The following is a 24,039-nucleotide window of genomic DNA, read 5'->3' on the forward strand; positions in this document are numbered from 1 at the left end:
GATGTATAGATGACCGCGACAATTCATAAAGTCGTGGCAGGCAATGGCTACCAGTATTACCTGCGAAATGTCGCCGCGCACGACGCCAGCGCGCGAGGCCGCGACAGTCTGGCCGATTACTACTCCGCCCATGGCGAAGCACCCGGGTGTTGGCACGGCACCGGCTTGACCGCACTCGGCATCGCCGCAGGTGATGAAGTGACCGAAGAACAGATGAAATCCCTGTTCGGTCTGGGTCGCCATCCCAACGCTGAACTCATCGAAGCTGAGGTCTACGACGAGCAGATCCACCTCGGCGCCAAGCATAAAGATGCGGTACGAGCGGTCGATCAAGCGTCGCGTTTAGGCAACCCGTTTCGCATTTATGCGGAGGTTTCCGAGTTCCGGAAACGGTGTGCGGAAGCGTTCGAGCGACACAATATTGCGCACGGAGCGGACTCGCACGATGCCATTCCCGATGCGGAACGAGCGCGGATTCGCACCCATGTCGCGTTCGAAATGTTCACCGAAACCTACGAACGCGCGCCCTTTGATGCGCGGGAATTGTCGGGGTGGGTGGCCAAGAACTCGCGCCTGAACACCACCGCGGTCGCGGGTTTCGACATCACTTTCTCCCCCGTCAAATCGGTTTCGGCACTCTGGGCATTGGCGCCGCGGGCGGTCGCGGACAAGATCGAGCTCGCCCACCAACGCGCCGTCCACGACGCATTGGGGTGGCTCGAACAGAACGGAATCTTCACACGGCTGGGTCGCAACGGTGTGCGCCAGGTCGACGTCGAAGGCATCGTCGCCGCGTCGTTCACCCACCGCGACTCCCGTGCCGGGGACCCGGACCTGCACACGCACGTGCTGATCGCCAACCGTGTGCGCACGCCCGACGGCAAGTGGCGCACCTTGGACGGCACCGCGATCTACCAGGCCCTGGTCACGGTGTCGGAAATCTACAACACCCGTCTCGAGCACCACCTGGAACACCTCGTGGGCGTGGAGTTCGCCGAACGCCCCACAACAGATCCGGCCAAGCGTCCGATCCGGGAAATCGTCGGCGTCCCAGCGCGGTTGATCGAGGCGTGGTCGCGGCGCGAAACGGCGATAAAGGCGCGCGTGGGCGAGCTCGCTGCGGACTTCCAACACCGCTTCGGGCGCGAACCGATCGCCGCGGAGATGTATGAGTTGGCGCAGCGCGCCACACTGGAAACCCGCCCCGCCAAACACGCGCTGCGGTCCCTGGCCGAGCAACGCCGCACATGGCGGGCCCAGGCGGTGGCGTTGCTCGGCGGGCGCGACGCACTGTCGCGGATGATTGTCGCGGTCTTGAATCCGGTGCGCGCGCCGCGTATCGCGGTGTCCGCGCAGTGGATTGCGCGCACGGCCGAACAGGTGTTGGAGGTGGTGGCCGAGCACCGCGCGACGTGGCGGGCCACCAATGTGCGCGCCGAAGTCGAGCGGCAGGTCCGTGGCCGCATCCGGGCACAGGATTGGGAACAGGCCACCGACGCCGTGCTCACCGAAGCGCTTGCCCCCGGGAGGTCGATCCCACGCGGTGACCCCGATATCGCCGACGAACCGGAATTGGGCACGATCCCGCAGCTTTTGCGCCGCCGCGACGGCGCCAGCGTGTTCACCGCCGCGGCCTCGCAGCTGTACACCTCGGCGCGCACGTTGTCGGTGGAAGCGGCGCTGATCGAGCTGTCGGTACAGTCCGGCGCCCGTCAACTCTCACCCGACCTGGTGTCAGCTGCGGTACGTCACTACAACACTCGCAATCCGGAGAGGCCGTTGAATGCCGGGCAGGTCGGTGTCGTCGAAGGTTTCGCGACTTCGGGGTTGCGGGTGCACACGGCCAACGCCCCCGCCGGTTCGGGCAAGACCACCGCGATGGCCGTGCTCACCGACGCCTGGTACTCCAGCGGCGGACAGGTCCTCGGCCTGGCACCTACCGCGTCAGCAGCGGCGGTGCTGGGCGAGTCGATCGGTGCCCGGGTGGAGACCGTCGATAAGGTTCTCGACGTCCTCACCCGCCATACCCCGCGCCCGGACAACTCTGCTCTCGATCGGGATATGCCGCCGTCGCTGCCGGAGTGGGTGCTGCAAATCGGCTTCGGCACGTTAGTGATCGTCGACGAGCATGCGAAGTTGGGCAACCTCAAACGCCTTCGCCTGCTGCAGTTTCTGACCGATCGGGGGGCGACAATCCGCTGCATCGGCGACGATCACCAGCTGCCCGCGATCGAAGCCGGCGGCGCCGACGCCGACATGAACGCCGCCGCACCCGAGCACACCCTGACCCTCACCCACGTCGTCCGCTTCGCCTCCACCGCGGAGGCGACCGCCAGTTTGCAGCTGCGCGAGGGTGATCCTGCCGCGTTGGGCTGGTATATGGACAACGCTCGCGTGCACGCAGGCCACCTCGGCGCGACCCAGGACGACGCCTACACCGCCTGGGCTGGCGATCATCTCGCTGGCCGCGACACCATCATGCTCGCCGCGACACACAAGGTTGTGACTGCGTTGAACGAGCGGGCCCGCACCGATCGGATAGCACGCGACGGCGGTGTCGTCAGCGCCGAAGTCATGCTCGCCGACCGCCTCTCGGCGTCGGTCGGTGACACGATCCGCACCCGACACAACAACCCGCGATTGCGATTGGGTGCACACGATTGGGTGCGCAACGGCTACGCCTGGACCATCACCGCCGTCCACGACGACGGCAGTCTCACCGCCACACACCTGCGTTCCGGCGGAAAACACAGCGGCAGTGTGCGACTACCCGCGGACTATGTCGCTGCGCATGTGCGTCTGGGTTATGCCGCGACGATCGATTCCGCGCAGGGAATCACCGCCGATTCGTGTCATGTCGCACTCACCGGAACCGAGTCGCGCCAACAGCTGTACGTCGCGATGACCCGCGGCGTGCACGCCAACCACGTCTACATCCCCACCGCATTGGACGGGGATGAAGGATCGTTTTGGACCGAGCCAGCGATTTTTCCTCGCACTGCGGTCGAGGTGCTGGTGCGCATCCTCGGCCGCGACGGCGCACAAAAGTCAGCGCACACGCAACTGCGCGACGCCCTCGACCCGCGCACTCGCATCGGTCGCGCGCTCGATATCTACCTCGACGCGATCGGTATCGCCGCCGAAGCAGCGCTCGGCCCCGACGGCGTGGATCGCCTCGACGCCGCCGCGGACGCGTTGCGCCCGAACCTCACCGACAGCCCCGCCTACCCGGTGCTGCGTCAGCATTTGGCGACCATCGCGCTGTCCGGGCGCGATCCGATCGCCGCCCTGCACGCCGCCGCGGGCGCGCGGGAACTCGACACCGCCGATGACGTTGCCGCGGTATTGGATTGGCGTTTAGACCCTTCTGGTGCCCACTCCTCCGGCATCGGACCGCTGCCGTGGGCGCCCGGCATCCCGCGCGGGCTGCGCAAGGACCTCGATTCCACCCAACTTGCCGCGCGCGCTCGCATCGTCGGCGACCTCGGGTCCCAGATTCGCCGCGACGTTCAGTGGTGGACTCCGGTGACGGCGCCGCACTGGGCCCGCCCTCTGGTCGGTTCCGATCCTGGGCTGCTCGGCGAACTCGCGGTCTGGCGCGCCGCGCTGCACGTCGACGACCGCGATATGCGGCCCACCGGTCCGCCCCGCTACAGCGCACTCGAACGTGACCACCAGCAGCTGCTCGACGCGCGGGTCACCGACGCGCTCGGCGATACCCGTCTGCCGGTCAACAAATGGGCCGACACTCTCGCCCGCCTGGACGCCCGAGTCGTGACCGACCCGTATTGGCCCGTCGTCGCCGACAAGATCGAGGTCGCCTCCAGCGCCGGAATCGACATCGAAACCCTCCTCACCGCCGCCGCACAACAGCCGCTGCCTGATGAGATGCCTGCCGCCGCGCTGTGGTCGCGCCTGGAACTGGAACCGTCTGCCCTCGACACCGGCCTCGGCCACCGAAACCTGCGCCCGGACTGGATCACCGACCTGCGCGCCGTGCTGGGCGATGTCGCCGCCGACCGCGTCACCGCCGACCCGGCCTGGCCACGCGTTGTCGCCGCGATCGACCGCGCCACCGGCACCGACTGGACACCGCAACAACTGCTGACCACCGCCCACGAACTCCTGGCCGGCGCCCAACCCGACGGAGCAACCACCCTGCGCCCCGACCAACTTGCCAGCGCCCTGGCCTGGCGCATCGACGCCCTTCTGCACCCCACCCCGCGCCACGACGGCCGCAGCGGCACCGAACCACACTCCCCTACACCGCCGGAACCCACCACGCCCGTCCCGACACCGGAACCCGGACCCGAACACAGCCCACACGTCAAGCCTGAACCGGCAGAGGCCCCGGAATTCGAGCGTGAACACGCCCGCACCGACGAACTTGCCGACGACCTCCCTGAAGGTATCGGTGAGGTGGCGGAGCTGTTCCACACCGGCCAGATCACCGCTGCGGTCGCCGCGTTCGGCGACCTTACCGACATCGCCACAGACGACCAGCGCACGATCCTCGCCGATATCGCGGCAACGCTCTACCGCTACAGCTTCCCTGTCGCTCGCGCACGCTTGCGGTGGGCCGGTGAACGCTTTCCGCAGCACCGAGCACTCATCGAGGCGTGTACCCCGACCGTCGACCCGCACGTCTACCAACCCGACACCACTCGCGCCGAACCGGTCTATCGGCGCGACCGGCGCCACGAAGCCGCCCGCGATCACCAGGACCACACCGACCCGGCCGCACGTCGCGATGCTCTTACCGACGTGCAGATCCAGGCCCGCCGAGCCGAGCAGGGCTACCACGACACCCGCGCCGACGTCGACGACCAGCCCTACGAGGACGTGATTCCCGACGGGGTCGTGCATCACTACTACCGCCTGGTGCTGCCCGACGCCCGCCCGGCCTACCACCCCCTCGACTACGACCGCGCAGCCCTCCCCGACACCCGTGGACTCGGCTGCGTGGCCTGCGGCCTCGAACGCCCCCGCACCGACACCACCCCCATGCCACCGCGCCGCGCCGACGACGGACTATGCGACGAATGCCGCGACAACCACCAACCCGGCATTCCCGACCACGATCCCGCCGACCACATCACCGCCCGCTGCAAGCACATCACCGCAATAAACCTCCCCGCCGCCACACGCGCCATACTCCGCCGCGACTGGCGCTCCACCCACAACCCGGCCCACCGGGCCGCGATCGAAGCCTGGATCCGCGACCACCCGCTGCCCGACACCGCGCAGGAATCACGCTCCCACGACTCGACCGTCGCCGATCCAGCAGTGGACAATCCACTGTTCGTGCTCACCGACACCCAACTCGACGAGCACATCAATGAGCTTCACCAGCGCCTCGCACTCGCCGACACCGACACCTTCCTGTTCAACCCACCCCAACACACCCCAGACAGCGAACCAGACACCGACGATCTCATCCGCCACCACAAAGCCGCGCAACAGGCGATCCGCGACGCCCGCACCGCCGACCAACAACTCCACGCCGCCGCAAAAGCCGTCCACGCAGTCACGACCGAACTCGTCGATGCCCGCGCCGCCCTCGATGCCACACCCGGCTACCGCCGTGGCCAACGCCGCCAACTCCAAACCCGCATCGACACCCTCATCGCCGAACAAACCAACCGCAGCCGGGATCACAGCACCGCACGAGCCACCGCCCGCAAAGCCAACCGCGACGCCATCCTGCTCGCCGGAACAAGCGACGGCTGGGACCAACTGGTGGACACCGACCCCGAATACACGCCCAGCGCGCATAGACGCGGCACCCACGCGCGGGCCAAAGCAGACGAGGAAGCACAGACACGGATCGCCGACATCAACTACGAGCTCGAGCAGTACCACGCCGAACAATATCGACGCCGTACCCTCGGACCGGCACAAATCACGAACGAACAACAACGCCGTCAGCACGCCGATCCCGTTGGCGATATCACCAACGGGATCAACGACCAGCACGCCGAGCCCTACGATCGCTCGCCGGATGATGCTCTTGGACCGTGAGCCCGGCCCCTGCGAACGCGCCAAGCCTGAAGACGGTCGGGCCCAGTGCCGCGACCTTGACACCTTCACAACTGGGTGCCCGCGTGCCTGGGGACAACTGCCAATGGGCCTGCCCCTCTTGGCCGCAGTACGGAGCACCCCCACGCGCGTGGGGACGACGCTTGGGTCAGCCGGACGCATCCGCCCTCAACCGGAGCACCCCCACGTTCGTGGGGACGACCGCCACAGATCCCGGCCGGTGCGCCGCTCGATCGGAGCACCCCCACGTGCGTGGGGACGACCTGGTCAGTGCCTTTCTGTGCGGTGATCTGGGCGGAGCACCCCCACGTGCGTGGGGACGACGGAGGCGAGCGCCCACACCATGCCGCCGTCTGCGGAGCACCCCCACGTGCGTGGGGACGACCTGATCGGCCGGATCCGAAAGGAACACCAATCTGGAGCACCCCCACGTGCGTGGGGACGACTTGGCCGTTGGATTCGAGCAGATGGCGGTGGGCGGAGCACCCCCACGTGCGTGGGGACGACGTGACCATGCTCCATCGACGCACGCAGTCGGGCGGAGCACCCCCACGTGCGTGGGGACGACACTTCCTGACCTGCGGAATCAGGGCGGGTTTGTGCGTTTTAGAAGTCGCATTCGGTGGTGTCGCTGTCGTGTTCTTGGGGTGGGGGTAGGAAGCGGATGAGTTGTAGGCCGTCGAAGTCGGTGACTGTGCGTCGGCGGTGTCCGGCGGTCTTGATGAGGAAACCTTGTTCGTTGGGGGCCGGGTGGACGCAGATGGCTTCGCCGTCATCGACGGAGTCGGCGACGGCAGACCATAGTTCGTCGCGGACGCGTGCTGAGACTGTGCCGACGTAGAGTCCTGCTGTTGGTTCGGTCAGCCAGCGGGAGAGTGCGCCGCGGACGTGGTTGGGGACGGCGGTGGTGGAGATGATGACGAGTGCAGCCATCAGAATTCCGGATCTGGTATGTCGCCGTAGTTCGTTCCGGCGGGCAACGCGCCGAGGGTCGGGTCCCACAGGTGGGTGATGTCATCGACGCGGTCGGGTAGCTTTCCTGCGGTTTCGGGATCGATCACCTGTTGGATCGAGGTGATGATCTCGGGCATGAGTTTGAGTAGCCGGAACTCGTCGCGGAGTTTGCGTCGGGCGTCGCGTTCGGGGTCGTCGGAGGCATGGAGTGAGAAGGCGAGAGGCACGGTGACGCGCATTTTGAATAGATCGGCGATGTCGTAGACGAAGGCGAGCTGGGTGCCGTTGTGGATGAAGCCGAGGGCAGGTGAGCAGCCGAGGGCGAGTACGGCGGCGTGGACGACGCCGTATATGCATGAGTTGGCGGCTGAGAGTGCGCGGTTGACTGGGTCCTGGGTGTCCCATGCGGTGGGGTCGTAGTTGCGGCGGAAGCGTTTGATCCCGTGTTTCTGGGCGAGGATCCGATACAGGGTCTTGACTCGTTGGCCTTCCAGTCCGCGTAGTTGGGCGATGGATGCGCCGGTCGGGGTTTCTCCGAATCGGTGGTTGTACATGCGGGTGGCGACTTGGGTGCGCAATGTGGTGTCGGCCCAGGCGCGGGCTTGTCGTTCGAGCCAGGTGGTTGTGAGGGAGGCGGGCATGATGCCGGCGTAGCTGCGGACGCCGCCCGCGCCGACGCAGACCAGGCTGGTGCCGTGGCGGGCGAAGGTGGCCAGCGCGGGTTGGGTGATGGAGGTTCCGGGTCCGAGTAGTACGCAGGCCAGGGCAGCGGTGGGAAGGTAGATGCGTTCGGTTCCGCGTGGGGTCTCGATGCGGGCGCAGACGCCGGTGTCGTCTTGGACGATGCGCACCGATTCCAGGTAGAGGAACGACAGTGAGTCGGCGATGCGTGGAAGCATCGCCAAGGTTGGTGTTCCGAGTTTGCGGCGGGCCGGTGACGGGATGCTCATCTGGCTACTGCCAGGCTGAGCAGACCGCATCCGTGGGCTTTGCCGCGGCCGATGCCGTCGCGTATCGCTTGGCGGAGCAGGTCCGGGTCGGTGACGGTAGCGACGCCATCGAAGCGGGCTACGGCGTGCTGGATCCGGTCGCGAGGGTTGGCCTCTGGCCGTCTGCCGGTCAGTGTGCGCATGGGGGTGGTGGTGACCGTGGTGAGTGTCAGTCCGGCGCTACGAGCTTTCGACAGCCACCAGTCCTGGGCTTTCTCGCCGTGTAGTGCGACTAGTTTTCCGGGGCGATCGGCGGTGCGGCCGAGTCGTTTGCAGGTGTTGCCGGTGAGTCGGTAGTGGACGGTGTTGCCGGTATCGAGGGTGGCGAGCATTGGTTCGAGGTCGCGGGTGGCGGTGTCGCCGTATCCGGTTGGTAGGTCGGCGATTTCGGGGTGATGGTTGCTCTGGACGAGTAGCTGGATGCCGGTGCGGGTTTGGTCGAGGCGGTAGAGCATACCGGTCTGCAGCCGCGGCTGGTCGCCGAGACCGTCAGGCATCAGCTTCATCAGGCGTTGGTGCAGCCTGACGGAGTCGGAGAGGTCGCGGGCGACGACGCGGTCACGGGTATTGAGGTGGATCCGGGTGAGCCACAGTGTCATGACGCTCCCATGTAGTCGAACAGGGCGCGGTGGTAGTCGTGGGGGTTCCGCTGCCACAGGTCAGGGGGGATTTCGCTGATCGGGGTGATAGTGACGGGTCGGCGCCGGTAGCGACGGTCCAAAGGGGCGAAGCTTTCGGGCACGTCGGCCAATTCGGTGGTGTGCCCGGTGTCGGAGGCGGTCTCTTCGACGAGGTCGACGCTGGCGCGTTGCCTGCTGTGTATGGGGACCCGGTGTGTGAGGTCGAAGACGGGGTCCTGCACGCCTGTGCGTAGCAGGAGTGGTTGATCCGGTGGGCACGAGCGGCGCCCGAGATACAGTTGCCACTGCGGCGCGGCCAGCGCGGCGGCGAGTCGGGCCAGGGTGTCGTCGGGTCCTTCAACCGCGACGGTGAACGCGGCGTCGGACAGGTATTGGCGCCGGGTGACGATGGTGCCTTTGCCCGCGGCGCGGCGTTTTCCTTCGGCGGTCAGCGGGGTTCGGGAGGGCTCGTTGCCGCCCCCGATGGTGTGGAAGTCGGTGATCACAACGCCGGGCCGGTCGACGCGGACGGTCAGCCGCAGCGAATCGAACTCGGTGAGCGGGGTGTGACGGCGGAATCCGCGTGCGGTGGCGAATATGCCGATCATCCCGGATCGGGTGGGAAAGCGTTGGGTGTCGCGGGTGGTGAAGGCGCTGTGCTCGCCCCAGCTCTGCAAGGGCCCGGACAGGCGCAGGATCATTCCCGTCATGGGCGGTTCTGAGAGTAGGCGGCATGCAGTGCGTTCCGGATGAGTTCGGGGACCGAATCGACGCGGTGGCCGAGGCCGGATTTCGGTGTGTCGTCGATGCAGGTGTATCCGTCCCACACGATGCCGTCGGTGTCCCACATTCGCCGCAGCCGCGAGGCGTAGTAGTCCAATGCGCGCCGCGAGGGTGCACCCCACCCGTCGCCCGTGGCGCGGACCGGTGCTTCGAAGGCTGCCGCCATCGACACCGGTCGATCGGACCGGACAGCGATGTGGATCAGGTCCGGCACCGTCTGCGCGGCGGTGGAGTGCTGTTTTCCCGTAGGGATTGTGCTCGCGAACGCGGTTAGGAATTCCTTCGTCAGTTCCTGCGCCATTTCGAGCTCGGCCGCGCCCAGGTTGTTTCGGAGCCCGGCGACGTCGATGTTGGCGTACCGGTAGAACACTCCGGCGGAGAACTCGGCACTGTTCATGTGGCCGCTGCCTTTGGCGTCGGGTGGGTTGAGATCATCGACAGCGGTGAAGAAGTCGATCTCGGGTTCGGTGCCGTGGGTGGTAAAGGCGTGAGCAAGTTGGACTGCTCCGTAGACGTCACCCCCGGGCAACTCGGCGAGCATGCGCCCGAACAGGTGGATCGTCCCGTTGCGTGTCTTGAGGATGTCAGCGACCGCGCTCGTCGGCAACGCCGCCTTGGGTTCCTTGGCGGCGGACTGTTTCTCGATCTCCTCGCGGTGTTGTTCGGCCAGGTCGGCCAGTGCATCCAGCGCCGTGACCGGAAGGTACAGCAGCACCGAGCTGGCGCCGGTGTCTTCGCTCTTCAGGCCGCCCTTCTTCGCGACCGCAGACAGCAGAACCTGTGCTCCGGCGGCCGCGGCGAGTTCGGTGGACCAGCCGCGGGCCTGAAGACGCTGGGCCACAGCCTGCGGCACGAGGCGAGTTCGTTTCGTCTGCTGGCCGACCCTCTCCTCGACCGCTAGGCGCGTGACCCGCTTCCAGGACTGGCTCGACACCCGGGTGCGGTCGACACCGCCGTAGATCAGTTGTTTCGGTGAGCCGAGGTCATCTCGGTTGATGTTGCTGTAGGGCAGGGTCTGCACGATGTGGATGTCGATGAAATGAGCGGCGCGGGTCACGAGTTCTCGCTTTCGGATTCGGTGTCGGAAGCCTTGGCCTTGGCGGCTTGGATCGCGTGCAGGGTGCGGTAGTAGTCCTGCAGCCATTGCTTGGTGATCTGATCACGTCTCGACTCCCACCCGGCCAGGTCGGCGACCAGCCGCGACCACCCGACCGAGACGCGTTCTGCATGCAGCCGCACGATGACCGACGGAAGGTGGCGGTGGATGCCATTGAGTTGCTGGCGGCACAGCAGATGCAGACGCGCCTCGACGGTGTCGCCGTTGAGCACGCCGGTCGCCACGGCACGCCCGAGTGTCGCCCCAAGCGACTCGGCGGCGGTGTACTCACCGACAGTGGGAGCCTCGTCCTCGGGCAGGCGGGGGTCGGTTGGCATCTGCTCGATGTCGGTGTCACGACCGGTTTCGTCGCGTGCGGCGCGTGGTTGGGCCGCGATCATGGATGCCACGGCGTAGAACGCTCGTTCGGTCGCGGGGTCGGCGTCGACGCGGACGTAGCGGGCCAGAATGCGGTGCACACGCTGCGTTTGAATGTTGTCCGGGGTGCGGCGCAGTGCGCGCCGGAGTGCAGACCGGTCGCCGGGGCGGGACACGACAAGTCTGGTGACGGTCTTGACCATGTCCTCGGCACGTCGGGTCAACTCCGGCGAGTTTGGTCTGTTCACCTGGGTCCTCCTAGGAGTTGGTCGGTGGCGCATCGGCGGCGCGATAGATGTAGCCGCGGGCGCGTTCGATCGCGCGGCGAGTGCGTGGCCGACGACCTGCCTGATCGGTCACGCGGTCGTAGGCGGCCAAGGCAAGGCTGATGAACCGACGGGCCGAATCATCGAAGTCCCGGCACGAAACCTGCCGCCAGAATTCGCCTTCCGCAGCAGGCCAGTACCGACTCGCCGCGTGTGCAATCCATGGGCCAGCGCCGATGTCGCTCTCTTTGCGAGTCGGGCGGCCGTTGCCGTTGGAGGGGTCGTTGATCGCGATCCACGCGTTGCGCAGCGCCCGGTCGAGGTGACGGTGCGTTCTTTCCGCCGCTTCCCGAGCCCTGCTCACCGCCATGGCGGCGGCGTGGTCGACCAGCAGGTCCTCCATCGGAGGCGTCGCCGCGGCGAACCACTGCCGGTCATTGACCTGGGTGCGGTCTTGATCGAACCCGAACGCCTCGATCCGCAACCGGGTCAACAGTTCCGGTGGCAGCCGCTCGGCCAGGTCCAACACCTCCGGGCGCCGCCGGTGTTCGATCCCGACATCATGCAACAACAAGGCATCCAAGTCCCGCCACAGGGAACGATCGGCGTTCGCTGGTCGCGCGTAGATCTCCCCTGCCTTGCTGATCTGATGGATGTTGAACGGATCCTTCACCGGTGGATGCGGTTGCCGCCACGCCCAGGTCAAATAGGCATCTGTGACGGTGCGCGCATCCGCCGACGGTGTCAACAAGGCCGCGTGCCGGAATCGGTCGGCCAACCCGGCACCGACGCCGTTGGATTCCGGCGGGATGGACACAGGGTTCGGCAGTTCATCGCGTTCCCACGCCGCGCGGTCCCCGCTCGGATCCCGCCTCGGGACATACGGTATCGCCGCAACCAAGGATTCGAACATGTTCTTACCCAGGGGGTGATAAGACATCAAGCCTCGAAGCGGCCCTGCGGTCGAGTTCGCTTCGGAGCGCCCGTCGACCGTGCGGCTGGTGCAGCGTCCCGGCGCCCCGTAATACAACGAGGCGATCAGGTGCAGCACCGCTTCACCCGAGGCGACCGGGGCAGCCAGCCGATCGTGGTGGTGCGATACCCACGGCTGATTGTTCCCGGCCGGGCGGCCAAGGATCAGCTTGTTCAGACCGCTGCCGGCCGAACATTGCTGCGCCAACCGCGGGTCCTGCAGCCATGGGCGTTCGGGATGAAAAAGGTGGAACCGGTCGCGATAGTCATCGAAGAAGTAGCCGTCGACGGCATCTGGATCGAAACGGGCCGACTCGAGTACCTCGTCACGGCGTTCGAGCCAGTCATCGACATCGGCGCCCGGGTCATCAAGACCAGACACACGCGCAGCGATCACGGTCAACACACGCAACAGCCCCGCCGCCGCCGGTGCAAGACCGACATCGAGGCCGACGATGTCGTGTGCGTTGACGAACAGGTCCCGAAACCCGACTGTGGCAGGTCCTTCGCTGGTGTGAACCGAAATCCACTGCTCGGACCGAAGGTCCATCGCAGTCATAGTGGTGGGCGTCGTTTCGTTGAAACCATTACCATCCGACACAATTCACCTCACCTGTCCTCACCACCGTGGGGATGCACGATAGGCAGGTCCACATCCGGACACTCACTCAACTCTGCTTCCCCACGCCCGTGCGGGTTCGCCGAAAATCCATCAAACGCAGCGCGCAAGCGCCCGTCCCTGTGCTCCACAGAAGCAGCACGCCGGCACAAGAAAGCGGATGGTCGACACGATGTCACCGACCCCCATGAGAAGCCCCCTGATTCACGCATGCACGATGCGCTTGCCGCTTGGATCGAGCACCGAATCCAGTGAACGCCACGATATCTGAAGTAGGTCGGTCCCCATATAATTTTCAACTCGATAGTCCGAGTTCGTTGCTCAGCTCGCAGGTGCGGCTGCCCAGCCGCATTGCACCGCCTGCGCCTTCATAGGCCATGAGCACAAGCAGCTTTCGCAGGTAGGGGTTCTTGTCCCACGCGGCGGGGGGTAGGTTTTCCGGCATCGGCCCCCTCATCCAGGTGCCCGGCACCGGGATAGACTTCGCGAGAACAGCTTTCACCTGTTCGTCGGTCAAACGACCATGCGGACCCAGCCCGCGTTCCGGGAACGCCACGGTATGGTCGGCGCCGAGCCATCGGCGGCCCTCGGCGTCCACGAAGCAGCACACGACCCGCCCGGAATCGGCGCCGAGCCGGGTGGTGAACAGTGCGTCGTCGAGTTCCCGGTCGGTGAGAGCGTACAAGTCGGCGATCTGACCAGGTCCCGGGATCACCACCATGTCGGCCAACGCCGCCTTGACCTGCTCGTCAGCGAGGTTCTCGATGTCGTCGGCGGCCATGGTCCCGTCGGCGAAGGACTGGTCGTACACCACTTCCATCACAGCCTGCACATCTTGCGGGATCCGGATCGGCGTTCCCTCTCGATCACGGTCGACGAGTAGCTCGAAGGTCCTGCGCAGCAACGCTTTCGGATACACGTACGGCCACGACCGCGGCAGCGTCAAGACACCACCACTGCTGGTGGGAACCAGCACCTCCAATCGAGGTCCACCCGCCCAGTCCGGCCGCGGGTTCCCGGCGTGGCGGTAGCCGCGGCCCGCCCGCTGAAGCAGCAGCGCCACGGGCGCCAGGTCACTGATGATCAGATCGAAATCAAGATCAATCGACTGCTCGATCACCTGGGTCGCGACCACGACGCCCCACGGACGGCTGCCGTTCTTACCATACGCGGCAACGATATTCGTAGTGATCTCCTCACGCCGGTCGACAGGAAACCGTGAGTGCAGCAACGTCAACTCAGGCACGGGGCCGCCACCGTCGCGGATCTCGCCGAACCACTCCCCCAGGTCACGGTAGGTCTGCTGCGCCTCGGCGACGGTGTTGCAGATGATGCCCACACACCCCCGACCCGACCCGACGAGCGGCGTAAGCAACCTCCGCACAGCGGGGCCAAGGTCACACCCTCCCTCGGAGTCGACATCGACCCGGCTCAACCCGACACTCAGCGTGCTCTGCGGACACCTCACCGCGAACGACCGGACAGCACCCGACCCGGCATCTGCGTGCAACCATCCCGGATAGCAGAACTCCATCTCCCCGCCGAGCTCGTGGCCAGCGCCATGCAGATACGACTGCACCAACCTGCGGGCAACCTGCTCTGGAACGGTGGCCGACAACAACACCACCGGAACCCCCACCGCGCCGAGCCATTCAAGCAACCGGCGCAGCAGCTGCTGCATGTAGGCGTCGTAGGCATGGACCTCGTCGACGATCAGAACCTTCCCGACAAGACCAAGCATCCGCACCATGTTGTGCCGCCCGCGCACGCTCGCGAGCAACGCCTGATCGACCGTCCCCGTCGCCCACGGTGCCAACAGGCCACGCTTGGGCCCGCGCAACCACTCCGAAATCAGCACCGCCACATCACCCACCGCGTCGTCCGGGTCTTCACCGGTCACGACATCACCGGTCCCGCCGCGCTGATAAGCCGAGTTCATCCACGCCATGCTGTGCAGCAATGCCAGCGGCGCCGACCCCGCGGCGCGACGATTCCCGTACTCCGACAACCGCGAATACATCGGATCGGCCGTCGCCATGGTCGGCAACCCGAAGAAACTGCCGGGCGCGCCCGCCGCATCCCCCAACACCCGTGCCCCGGTCAGCGCGGTTTCGGTCTTCCCGACCCCCATCGGAGCCGTGACCAGAAGCAGCCCACCCCGGGGCGACACCAGCGACGGCAACATCTGTTCCACCGAACGTTGCAGCTCGTTCGGGGCAAAACCATGCTCGTCGGCGAAACTGCCCGGCCTCAACCTCAACTCACCCAACCCCGCCTGCCTCAGCAGACCCGGAACCTCCCGCATCGACCCGTCGAAGTGCTCACGCAGCGACCGAAGATCTCCCCGCGCGGGAACGCTCGCTGAGCGTGCCCGCAGGAACCCGGTTTGGCTGACCAGCCAGTCCGCCAACATGATCACACCGCACACGATCCCCGCAGCGGCGCGACTGACACGACGCACCGGCTCCGGAGACCCCGCCACTTGATGCACCACAGCAACCAACGCCCGCCGTTGCCGCTCCCACTCCCCGACACCGAGTTCCGGCACCATCACCAACGGATCCGCCGCCGCCCGCGTATCCAGGGCGTAGAAACACCCGTGATGCCCACCAAGAAGTTGCGCGACCGTCTCCGCGGCCCGCGCACCGAACTTCAACTCCACCAGCGCCGATCGCAACCAAACATGAGCCGCGTAGTCATGCCGCTTCCGGCCACCCACCGCCGCCGGATACTCACCACCCGCTCCGAAAGCGCCGGCGTCCTGAGCCTGGAAACAAGCCATCACCTTGCCGATATCGTGCAGCCCAGCCCAGAACACCAGCAGCGCACGAGCTTCCAACTCACCAACACCCAACCCCGCCGCCACGAACCGACGAACACCTGCAGACAGACACCTATCCCACAACACACCCACCCCCGCACCCGCATCGAGCAGATGACACACCAATGGATACGGGACGTCCAAACCGCGCGACTTCCCCCACAAACGAAGATCGATCAAGTCCTGCACAGGAATCGAACCCCTCAAACAGCCAATGCGACAGCCGCAAACGATAAACCGTCCCACCGACAACAACACCCAACAGCCAAGCCAACGCCCGCGCCCGCCGACGACCAGAGGTGCCGGACACCCCTTTTGTCGCCACGTCGACACAGACCATGCACCAGATAAGCTCACCAACTCACAAACCCGCCACCGACGCCCGACAGCCCTCACACTGACACCAAATGCCATCCACACACCGAAACAACCACAGAGCTAACCAACACGCAGGTCACGAAGTGTTCTCCCCACGCACGTGGGGGTGGTCCGACTGCCACGCCCTATGTGTCGCGCGCGGTTGGGTTCTCCCCACGCACGTGGGGGTGGTCCGGAGACCCCGACGGACAAACCAAACCTAACTCGGTTCTCCCCACGCACGTGGGGGTGGTCCTCAGCCGCGGGATACTGCCGTAGGGGAACCCGAGGTTCTCCCCACTCACGTGGGGGTGGTCCGGAATCGGCGGCGAACTGTGTCAGCCCTTCCATGTTCTCCCCACGCACGTGGGGGTGGTCCGCCGGGGAAACCCTGCAGATCGACCTGCATAAAGTTCTCCCCACGCACGTGGGGGTGGTCCGCGCGGTGGACCGGCGTCGCGCCGTCCCGATCTGTTCTCCCCACGCACGTGGGGGTGGTCCGCCGGTGTGCAACTGATCCCTGGCAGCGATTCGGTTCTCCCCACGCACGTGGGGGTGGTCCGCACATCATTTTCTGTTCGCGGGTCTCGGTTGTGTTCTCCTCACGCACGTGGGGGTGGTCCGTAGGTCGCGCAGGTGGTCACCAAGTCGCGCGTGTTCTCCCCACGCACGTGGGGGTGGTCCGCCGCCCTCTGACAGACCGTCGGCTCATCCGCGGTTCTCCCCACGCACGTGGGGGTCCGTACGTTCCGCCAAGCCGGGCGTGTTGATCACTTCCTTGGCAGCGCCGTTTACTCGCGACGACCACAACCTGTTCGGGACTCTCGACACCGGAAGCCGTACGGCTGTCGACAACGGGTCCGAACCCCGCCGTCTACGGTGCGTCGCGACAACAGACTGCCGGTTGTAATCGATGTACAGAGCGCGGTGGCTCGGGTCGCCGAGCGAATGAACGGACCATGGCCACCAGGCCTGACGATCAGCCTCCGTGCCGGCGAATCGCTCGGTCGGGCATCGGACAGTGAGACACTACAGGTCGGGGGTCACCGTCGCGGCCCACGCTGACCGGCCCCGTATTTGCAGACCGGCCGTTGGTGTCGGACGCCAGGCATATCGTGTTGTGATGGCGCTGATTTCGGTGCTTCCGCATGAGCCTGGGGGAAGACGAGGTTGGTCATCGACGGCGACCGAAACACGCCTACGGGAGAACTGTCCTTCAATGGCCACAAATGTGTCACGGCGCTTATATGTCCGGGTTGTGAATCGGATCGAGCGACCGTGGCGGGCGTGCCCGGAATAGTTCAACAAGAAGGGGTGGTGTCCGATGCGGGACGACGATGTCGATGATCGGCTACGCAAGGCGATGCTGTTCACCGCTGCCAACGAATACGGATACAGCTGCCACGACGCTGGTGCCGACGATGTTCTTGTGTCCGGGCCCGACGGCGAAGCCACCATCTCCCTGACCCACCTGCGGCGGCTCACCGCGCCGGAGCCACTCGACCAGTGGTTCGGGCTCATCAGCGATCACATGAGCACCGTCATCGCGACGCTTGCCGTGGAGCGGCAATCGCCCGTGGACGTCACCGACTTCCTACCGGTGCGCGCACTGATCAGGACCAGGGTGTATCCCGACAGCGGCGATGAGGACAACTTGGTCTGCCGGGCGATCGCACCCGGACTGGTCCAACGCCTACTCATCGACCGGGTCCACACCGTCGCCCCCGTCCAACGCAGCTGGATCGAGCACTGGCCGACCACCGAAGCCGAGCTATTTCGCCTCGCCGAGGACAACGTCCGCGCCGACGGTGGTGTGGACGTCGATACGATGCCGTTGGACGGTGTTCCCATGGCCCAGGGCCTGGCGATCACCAGATTGATCGGCCCCGAGTACCTCACCGCGCACATTCGGTGGCTGGACACCTATCCGGTCGTCGGGCCGGCCGGTGCGCTCGTCATCGTTCCGTCCAAGCGGGTGATGTTCTGCTATCCGATCACCGACCTCGACGTGCTGCGCGCGGCGGCGGTCCTGGCACGGCTCGGCCAGATGGTCCACGCCGACGAGCCGTGGCCGGTCAGCCCGTGGCTGTACCGATGGCATAACGGTTCCCTTGATCTGGCTGCCCGCACCATTTCCACCGACGACGGTGTGGGCATCTTCCCGAGCGAAGCCTTCGAAGACCTCATCAACACCCTCGGCACGCCACCCGGTCCCGGACCAGGAAACGGCGCCTGACAACTCAGCTCAGGAACAGGGAAACCATGACCGACAGGATTCGCTGTCGTCGCGAGGACGCGCGGCACTGGCTTTCCAGGGGAGGCATGTCGGACGTGGTGATCCCGCAGTAGCCTCACAGCGTCACGCATCTTGAGAACGACTGGAGAAACCCAGCGCTCGAGCGCCAGGATGGTGCGGTGGTCGGCGCAGAGGAAACCGCGAACGGATCGTATGGAACGATCTGCCGCAACCCGTGCGCGGCGCGATCGAGCGCCGCCTGGGCAGTCAGGTCCACTCAGCGCTCAGCCAGTTGGGCAGGTTCAGCCATTGGATGGCGGCGCGGTTGGAATTGCAGGATGGCCGAAAGGTTTTCGCGAAGGCCATCAACAGCGACGACTCCCTCGCCGGGATGTACCGCACCGAGTCCGAGGCTGCGGCTCGGCTGCCACCCACTGTCCCGACACCGCCGGTGCAATTCACTATCGACACCGAGGGATGGCTGACCACAGTCTTCGAGGACGTCGACGGCCTGACACCCCCGACTCGATCGACCGGCCGAGCTGACTACGATGACCGAAGTGGATGGGCTCACGGTGCGGGCACTGGGGACGCGGGACGAGCGTCCCTTCTTGGCCCTTCGCTCAGCGCTCACCGCTGACGGGCGGACACTCGCCAAGGACTATCAGGCCGGGATGCGGTGGGATGACTACCTGGTAGTGCAGCAGAATGCTTCGGCTGGCGTCGGCCTGCCGCCGGGAATAGTGCCCTACACATTCCTGATCGCTGAGGTCGACGGAGAGTTCGTCGGCAGCTCCGATATCAGGCACACCCTCAGCGATGAACTGATGCGCTGGGGTGGACACGTGGGCTACACGGTCGCGCCACTGCACCGTCGTCGCGGTTACGCCACCGAGATCCTTCGCCAGACGTTGGTTAAGGCAAAGGATCTCGGCATCGCGAGCGCCCGGCTGACGTGCTGGCAGGACAACATCGGATCGCGGCGAGTGATCGAGGCATGTGCTGGACAGCTCGCCGCCGTTACCGCCGACGGGATCTGTCAGTACTGGATCGACCTAGACAACCGATCAGGGCGGGATACGTTTTCGACCGGTAGCCAGAACCTGGACGACGTCCATGTGGCTCAGTCGATGAGTCGACCGAGCAGCGCGCCCTGCCCTGATTGCAGGACATGCGCGGCTTCCAAAGGTATCCAGAAGCATTCGAACTTCGTCGGTTGACCCTCGCCGTCGTGGTCTTCCCGGCTGAGCCACCGCTCGGGGTTTCCGCACGCAGTTCGAGCTCGAAGAAGTGCCGGTGTTGGATCTCGAAACGGTATGGGCTGATGTCGTATTCGGCTTCGCCGAGCTTGCGCCGGATCACGAAGTTGCTCAGCCCGGTTTCCTCGCCGGCCTCGCGAAGGGCTGCCGCCTCAGGAGCCTCTCCGGCGCGGATGGTGCCCGCGGGCACCTGGACACCGACCTCCTCCCAGGAATAGTCGGTGTGCCGGAAGACGAGTAGCTTGCCGTTGCGGACGATGTAGCACAAGACCTTGTCCCGGACGGCCTTCTCGGGCATGGCGGCAATCCTTCCCGCATACATCTGGACGCGCCGCGCGTTCTACACACCGCCGCCAGCAGTGCGGAGAGGCTCACCGGCAACCATCGCTTTCAATGGATCAGCGGCCACCTGCACCACGTCACGACCTGCGCACCCAACGCGAGGATCGGACCTGCCCTCGGCAGATTCAGTCATCAGGTCACACGATCGCAAACGTCAGACGATTCGCTTAAGATACGCCCGGTTACCAGGTTTGTCCTTGTAGATAGAGAAGCTGGTTGTCCGCGTATATCCGCAGCTCTCGTACAGGGCGTGCGCAGCGGCCTGCTTGCTGCCGCAGTCGAGGATTGCGGCCTCGTAGCCCGCCGTGCGGGCATCGTTTTCCAACCGTGCTAGTACACGACGCGCGATGCCGCTGCGGCGAAGGTGCGGCTCGACGTACATACGCTTGATCTCGGCTGTGGCGCCGGTCGGGTCATCGAGATGTCTCCTGAAACCTCCACATGCGACGGGTGTGCCTGCGACGTAGGCAAGTAGGAATACACCACCATGTTCAGGATCGAACTCCTCCGGCGACACAGGCGTCTGGTCCGGATGACCGTAAAGCTCGGCGTTGAAGGCGCTTGCCTTCTCGATCAGGATTTCCGCGTCCGGAGACTCGTATCGCACGATGAGCAGCACGACTGTCTGCGACGATGCCGGTGAAGACTGCATATCAACAGGCTTAGCATATGGGCACGGACATCGACGCCTCGAAGCCTCCGAGGAAATCTTGCACCGAAGCAGTCGAACGATGGGGGTGCAGTTCGGTCCTGATCATCTCTATGAGATTGCGGCAGCGTACCGATCCGACCTTTGGCAGCATCGGCAGAACTTGACCCGCTTCGTAGCAGGCCAATTCAAGATCTTGTCGCCCGGCTGTGCCACGGGCATGTGCCAGTGACAGCGACAGCCCGTACAGGACGCGATCGCGAGAGGCATCATCTCCGAGTTGAGCCAGGCCCTTGGCGAGCTCGGTTTCCGCCCGCTGGGTATCTCCAAGGTGCAAGTAGCAGCGACCCGCCTCACTCGTAAGCACTGTTTCGTCCATCCAGTAAGTCCACGCGGGATCATCTTCGTGTGGGCCTCGTGCGAGGGCGCCGTGCGCGCGTTCGAGCGCGGCTGATGTTTCGTGTGGCATGCCCGTGGTAGCGAAGGCACGGGCCTCGCGCATCGCGATCAACGCCGCCACTCGCGGAGTTGCCGCGCCTCGAAGCTTTTGGGTGACAGTGCTCATGATCGCTACAGCGTCATGCGGTCGATTCCGCCACGTCTGTTGGAAAGCGATACAGCTCAGAATGAGTGCACCGAGCTGGCGGTCGCCGGACGCAGCCGCGGCTCGAAGGCCGAGCAGATACATCCGCTGCGCGAATCCGTGGCGTCCCAGATCGAATCCCAGCCATCCTGCCAGCTGCGCCATTTGGCCGACCGCAGACAGCAGACGTCTGCCGATGCCGGCCTTGTATGAGGAGTCGGCCAGCAGATCGATCGCCAGACTCAGTCGGTGAGTCACTGTGCGCAAGACCAGTTCACCGCCGTGCCCGTCGTCCAACCGCCGCAACTGCAGCAGGTCTTGCTCCAGGTAGGCGATGAGGTCCGGCGTTATACCCCCCGCGTATTTGGGGCGGGTCCGGTCCGACATGAGTGCATGCGTGGATGAGGCCCAGGACTCAGCGACCGAGGTCAGCTCGCTGCCCGAGACTGCGAAGAACGTACGGGCCTCGCTCCCGACCCTGCACTCGTTCAGCAAGGCCAGTGTGCCTTCCGGCGCCCATGGCCCATCGACAACACCTGAAAGCGCGGGAAGCCAGACCTCGGTTCCGTGGTTTCTACCGGGCCACAGTTGATCTGCGGTGACGATCTCTCCGCGTGACTCGGTGAGGATGCCGGCCACGACTGCTGGCAGCGGATCCCGGGGCACCGTACCTCGATCGCGCCAAGCGAATGGAGTCTTGGCATGTACTCGGCGGTCGGGTGCAACCACGCGATTAACCGCCCGGGCCAGCTCATAGGGCGACCAGCCGATTTCGTTGAGAAGTCGACGAAGTTCTTCGTTGGAGCGCTTTTCGCTCATTCCTGTGATGGTAGTGAACGCTTGCCTTCTCAGTAGAGATCATCAAGACCTCAGCCAAAAGTCGACAAAATACTCCACTCCTCAACGCCCTTTCGGCGATGTACGACACGACGAGTGCTAGCGCACGCATCCCGACTGGGCTGTTCTGAGAACAACCGGTACGCAGCAAGGTTCAGAAACTCCAGGCAGACAGCCAGATCGCCGCCGTCCGAACCGCCAAGGAACTTCCCCGACTGCGATTGGTCCGGCCCAGTAACTCAGATACGCCCACGGAGCCTCTTGCCAACGGCACCGCGGGCGAGGAGGTGAATTGTGCAACTGTCGACCGACGCACGTGTAAACGCCGCACGTGCACCGGGATCGAGGTCGTGGACGACTCCTCGACACTCCTCGCTCCCATTTGGCGTGGACTGCGACCCTCAGCACTCACAGAGCGAGGATCGCTGAGATGTGGTTCGGATACGCCCGTTCAGAATTGCTGTCCGATCAGGCGCGTGATGCGGTCCACCGCGCCATGCACGAGTACGCGACGTACTTCTCGTTCGGCCCGGGCCAGGTCATCATCGAACCGACCGCACCCGAGCGAGTCTTGCGGACAATGCTCGAGGAAGCCGATCGCCGCGATCCCGCCGCAGCGGTCATGTGGCGGTTAGAGCAGGTGGCGCAGTCTTGGGACCTCGATCTGGCGCGAGTGTTCGACGCCGATTCGCCTCGCACACAGAAGCTATGGCAAGCGATGGAGGAGATCGAGGGCCGTGGCGGTGGCCATCTCATCGTGCCGTCTCGGGTCCATCTCACCAGCCTCGGACCGTCCGGCAGCGCCGTGATACAGCGGCTCACGCGAATGCCGCAGGCGCACATCTACTTCCTGGACGCTGACGCCCCCATGAACCTTGCGGAGGTCGGCCGGATGAAGGACACCGCGCCTGACCGGCGGCGCCAGGGCGAGCGCGTGCTCGTGGAATCACACATGGGTGCAATCCCCACGGTGACCCGGTTCGACATGGTCTCCGAGCTGACCCGTCGGGGCTGGCCACAGGTGATGGACGCCGTGGACACGTTGTATATGGCGTTGGCCGACGACGCCAAGGCCACAGCCAAGGCGCCAGGCGAGCTCGGGTTCGGACCGGGTGGCGAAGACAGTGTCATCCGCCTGGTTCAGCACGACGACGGACTCCTGGTGGTCGAGCTCGAGGAAACCCGCCTCCGCGACGACGAACCGGCCGAGACGCTGACAGAACTGTGCGCGCACACCGAACGATTCACCGATCGAGGCCGCACGATCACCCGCTGCACGCTGTCCTCGCAGTACACGCCACCCACAGCTGCTCTGCCCGCCGCATGCCCAGGTGCGCGGTCGTGAGCGGCGCGACGCAGCTGAACCGGGTGATGCCGGTGTCAACACAACGTGTCGGGAACGGCAGGTCCGGTTCAGCAGCACTGTTGGCGCCCGAACAGTTGCTGTCTGCGATCTCCGGGCATCTCAACCACGACTCGCCGTTGATCGGTTGGGCGCGCGAGCTCGGTGATCTGCACGCCGCGCGGCTGCCCGGCTACTTGGATTCACCGCGACACCCGCCGGATTTCGACGAAGCGGCCGTGCGCAGGCAGATCGCAGGCGTGGTCGAGCAGATCGATTCGTGGGCGGCGTTTCATCTGCCGCGCCCGACCGGCGCTCGCAAGCACACCCACTCCCTCGGGGAAGTGATCAGCCACGTGGCCAAGACCTTCACCCAAGCCTGGTGGACCGTTCGGCGCACCGACGACGAGCAGTTGCGTCACGAAGCCTGGTTCCACCTCGGCCAAGTCCGCGAAGGCTATGCCGATCTCTTGGCCGATATTCACGCGCGCCGTGTCGAGCTGCCACTGGGATGGCGCGGGATCGGCCCAACACAATGACCATCAGAACAGGAGTAACACCGCTGGTGGACTCGGATGTCCCGAGTCTGGCCGGGCTGCCACAGGCCAAGGAATGGTTCACGCACTTCGCCTTATGGCTGCCCGCACAGCACAAACCGACAACTCTGCGCGCTGATCGAGCAGGCCGCTACGCCCGGAGAGCGTTGTGAGGTTCTTACCCCAACGCAAAACCACCCCCGATCGCGCTCGGCTACGCGCATACCGTCATCTGTCACCCCATGCCACCCTCGCCCGGCTCGGTGCGGTGATACGCGGGCGCGCCGAGATTTGGGGTTACCTCTGGGGCGGAGCGCCTCGACCTCGCCACCCATAGCGGCACCGTCGCGGCGTCGACCCG

16 protein-coding genes, 1 pseudogene and 2 CRISPR repeat arrays are annotated in these 24,039 nt (G+C 65.4%); of the genes and pseudogenes, 6 read left to right on the top strand and 11 right to left on the bottom strand.

What is annotated here, in order from left to right:
• Positions 1-9: 9 nt before the first annotated feature.
• Positions 10-6,021 carry a MobF family relaxase gene (gene mobF, locus AB4Z47_RS02685; RefSeq protein ID WP_441947566.1) on the top strand — a complete coding sequence of 2,004 codons (6,012 nt, stop codon included), beginning with the start codon at positions 10-12 and terminating at the stop codon, positions 6,019-6,021.
• Between the two features lie 131 nt (positions 6,022-6,152).
• Positions 6,153-6,607: a CRISPR direct-repeat array (repeat unit 28 nt; unit sequence GGAGCACCCCCACGTGCGTGGGGACGAC).
• Positions 6,608-6,645: 38 nt separating this feature from the next.
• Here the strand turns inward: mobF and cas2e are convergent.
• From cas2e to AB4Z47_RS02725, 8 genes are all read right to left on the bottom strand, one after another.
• Positions 6,646-6,972, bottom strand: a complete 327-nt coding sequence (gene cas2e / locus AB4Z47_RS02690; protein WP_441947567.1) for a type I-E CRISPR-associated endoribonuclease Cas2e — start codon at positions 6,970-6,972, stop codon at positions 6,646-6,648.
• Complete coding sequence (cas1e, locus tag AB4Z47_RS02695; protein ID WP_441947568.1) at positions 6,972-7,943, bottom strand: type I-E CRISPR-associated endonuclease Cas1e; 972 nt, start codon at positions 7,941-7,943, stop codon at positions 6,972-6,974. Before cas1e ends, cas2e begins: the two co-directional genes overlap by 1 nt.
• Positions 7,940-8,581 carry a type I-E CRISPR-associated protein Cas6/Cse3/CasE gene (cas6e, locus tag AB4Z47_RS02700; protein WP_441947569.1) on the bottom strand — a complete coding sequence of 214 codons (642 nt, stop codon included), beginning with the start codon at positions 8,579-8,581 and terminating at the stop codon, positions 7,940-7,942. The genes cas1e and cas6e overlap by 4 nt, the downstream gene beginning before the upstream one ends.
• Positions 8,578-9,312 (bottom strand): type I-E CRISPR-associated protein Cas5/CasD, encoded by a 735-nt coding sequence (cas5e, locus tag AB4Z47_RS02705; protein ID WP_441947570.1) that lies wholly within the window; start codon positions 9,310-9,312, stop codon positions 8,578-8,580. The genes cas6e and cas5e overlap by 4 nt, the downstream gene beginning before the upstream one ends.
• Positions 9,309-10,442, bottom strand: coding sequence for a type I-E CRISPR-associated protein Cas7/Cse4/CasC (gene cas7e, locus AB4Z47_RS02710; RefSeq protein ID WP_441947571.1), 1,134 nt, complete (start codon positions 10,440-10,442; stop codon positions 9,309-9,311). Before cas7e ends, cas5e begins: the two co-directional genes overlap by 4 nt.
• On the bottom strand, positions 10,439-11,107 hold the full coding sequence (locus AB4Z47_RS02715; RefSeq protein ID WP_441947572.1) for a type I-E CRISPR-associated protein Cse2/CasB: 669 nt from the start codon (positions 11,105-11,107) through the stop codon (positions 10,439-10,441). The genes cas7e and AB4Z47_RS02715 overlap by 4 nt, the downstream gene beginning before the upstream one ends.
• Before the next feature lie 10 nt (positions 11,108-11,117).
• Positions 11,118-12,647, bottom strand: coding sequence for a type I-E CRISPR-associated protein Cse1/CasA (casA, locus tag AB4Z47_RS02720; protein ID WP_441947573.1), 1,530 nt, complete (start codon positions 12,645-12,647; stop codon positions 11,118-11,120).
• A gap of 364 nt (positions 12,648-13,011) precedes the next feature.
• Complete coding sequence (locus AB4Z47_RS02725) at positions 13,012-15,726, bottom strand: CRISPR-associated endonuclease Cas3'' (protein WP_441947574.1); 2,715 nt, start codon at positions 15,724-15,726, stop codon at positions 13,012-13,014.
• A 274-nt stretch (positions 15,727-16,000) separates the two neighbouring features.
• Positions 16,001-16,580: direct repeats of the CRISPR family, unit length 30 nt; unit sequence GTTCTCCCCACGCACGTGGGGGTGGTCCGC.
• Positions 16,581-17,218: 638 nt separating this feature from the next.
• Between AB4Z47_RS02725 and AB4Z47_RS02730 the strand changes: the two genes are divergently transcribed.
• Positions 17,219-18,130: a hypothetical protein gene (locus tag AB4Z47_RS02730; protein WP_441947575.1), complete on the top strand. Its 912-nt coding sequence runs from the start codon at positions 17,219-17,221 to the stop codon at positions 18,128-18,130.
• 551 nt (positions 18,131-18,681) lie between these two features.
• Complete coding sequence (locus AB4Z47_RS02735; protein WP_441947576.1) at positions 18,682-19,350, top strand: GNAT family N-acetyltransferase; 669 nt, start codon at positions 18,682-18,684, stop codon at positions 19,348-19,350.
• A gap of 124 nt (positions 19,351-19,474) precedes the next feature.
• Here the strand turns inward: AB4Z47_RS02735 and AB4Z47_RS02740 are convergent.
• The 3 genes and pseudogenes from AB4Z47_RS02740 to AB4Z47_RS02750 all read right to left on the bottom strand — a co-directional run.
• A pseudogene (locus AB4Z47_RS02740) lies at positions 19,475-19,711 on the bottom strand (NUDIX domain-containing protein); the annotation flags it as partial.
• 174 nt (positions 19,712-19,885) lie between these two features.
• Positions 19,886-20,383: a GNAT family N-acetyltransferase gene (locus AB4Z47_RS02745; RefSeq protein WP_441947577.1), complete on the bottom strand. Its 498-nt coding sequence runs from the start codon at positions 20,381-20,383 to the stop codon at positions 19,886-19,888.
• A 10-nt stretch (positions 20,384-20,393) separates the two neighbouring features.
• Positions 20,394-21,350, bottom strand: a complete 957-nt coding sequence (locus AB4Z47_RS02750) for a hypothetical protein (RefSeq protein WP_441947578.1) — start codon at positions 21,348-21,350, stop codon at positions 20,394-20,396.
• Between the two features lie 880 nt (positions 21,351-22,230).
• Between AB4Z47_RS02750 and AB4Z47_RS02755 the strand changes: the two genes are divergently transcribed.
• Genes AB4Z47_RS02755 through AB4Z47_RS02765 form a run of 3 tightly spaced genes read left to right on the top strand, consistent with a single transcriptional unit; the run spans position 22,231 to position 23,851 of the window.
• On the top strand, positions 22,231-23,145 hold the full coding sequence (locus AB4Z47_RS02755) for a hypothetical protein (protein ID WP_441947579.1): 915 nt from the start codon (positions 22,231-22,233) through the stop codon (positions 23,143-23,145).
• A complete protein-coding gene (locus tag AB4Z47_RS02760; protein WP_441947580.1) occupies positions 23,142-23,681 on the top strand; it encodes a hypothetical protein in 540 nt (179 codons plus the stop codon). The genes AB4Z47_RS02755 and AB4Z47_RS02760 overlap by 4 nt, the downstream gene beginning before the upstream one ends.
• Positions 23,678-23,851 carry a hypothetical protein gene (locus AB4Z47_RS02765; protein ID WP_441947581.1) on the top strand — a complete coding sequence of 58 codons (174 nt, stop codon included), beginning with the start codon at positions 23,678-23,680 and terminating at the stop codon, positions 23,849-23,851. The genes AB4Z47_RS02760 and AB4Z47_RS02765 overlap by 4 nt, the downstream gene beginning before the upstream one ends.
• Positions 23,852-24,039 lie beyond the last annotated feature (188 nt).

The organism is Nocardia sp. 2TAF39 (assembly GCF_052114905.1).
Lineage (GTDB): Bacteria > Actinomycetota > Actinomycetes > Mycobacteriales > Mycobacteriaceae > Nocardia.

What these genes read in the sequence shown, in the direction of transcription:
- mobF (WP_441947566.1), top strand. Translation starts at nt 10, where the DNA reads ATGACCGCGACAATTCATAAAGTCGTGGCAGGCAATGGCTACCAGTAT.
- cas2e (WP_441947567.1), bottom strand. Translation starts at nt 6,972, where the DNA reads ATGGCTGCACTCGTCATCATCTCCACCACCGCCGTCCCCAACCACGTC.
- cas1e (WP_441947568.1), bottom strand. Translation starts at nt 7,943, where the DNA reads ATGAGCATCCCGTCACCGGCCCGCCGCAAACTCGGAACACCAACCTTG.
- cas6e (WP_441947569.1), bottom strand. Translation starts at nt 8,581, where the DNA reads ATGACACTGTGGCTCACCCGGATCCACCTCAATACCCGTGACCGCGTC.
- cas5e (WP_441947570.1), bottom strand. Translation starts at nt 9,312, where the DNA reads ATGACGGGAATGATCCTGCGCCTGTCCGGGCCCTTGCAGAGCTGGGGC.
- casA (WP_441947573.1), bottom strand. Translation starts at nt 12,647, where the DNA reads ATGGACCTTCGGTCCGAGCAGTGGATTTCGGTTCACACCAGCGAAGGA.
- AB4Z47_RS02730 (WP_441947575.1), top strand. Translation starts at nt 17,219, where the DNA reads ATGCGGGACGACGATGTCGATGATCGGCTACGCAAGGCGATGCTGTTC.
- AB4Z47_RS02735 (WP_441947576.1), top strand. Translation starts at nt 18,682, where the DNA reads ATGACCGAAGTGGATGGGCTCACGGTGCGGGCACTGGGGACGCGGGAC.
- AB4Z47_RS02745 (WP_441947577.1), bottom strand. Translation starts at nt 20,383, where the DNA reads ATGCAGTCTTCACCGGCATCGTCGCAGACAGTCGTGCTGCTCATCGTG.
- AB4Z47_RS02750 (WP_441947578.1), bottom strand. Translation starts at nt 21,350, where the DNA reads ATGTCGGACCGGACCCGCCCCAAATACGCGGGGGGTATAACGCCGGAC.
- AB4Z47_RS02755 (WP_441947579.1), top strand. Translation starts at nt 22,231, where the DNA reads ATGTGGTTCGGATACGCCCGTTCAGAATTGCTGTCCGATCAGGCGCGT.
- AB4Z47_RS02765 (WP_441947581.1), top strand. Translation starts at nt 23,678, where the DNA reads ATGACCATCAGAACAGGAGTAACACCGCTGGTGGACTCGGATGTCCCG.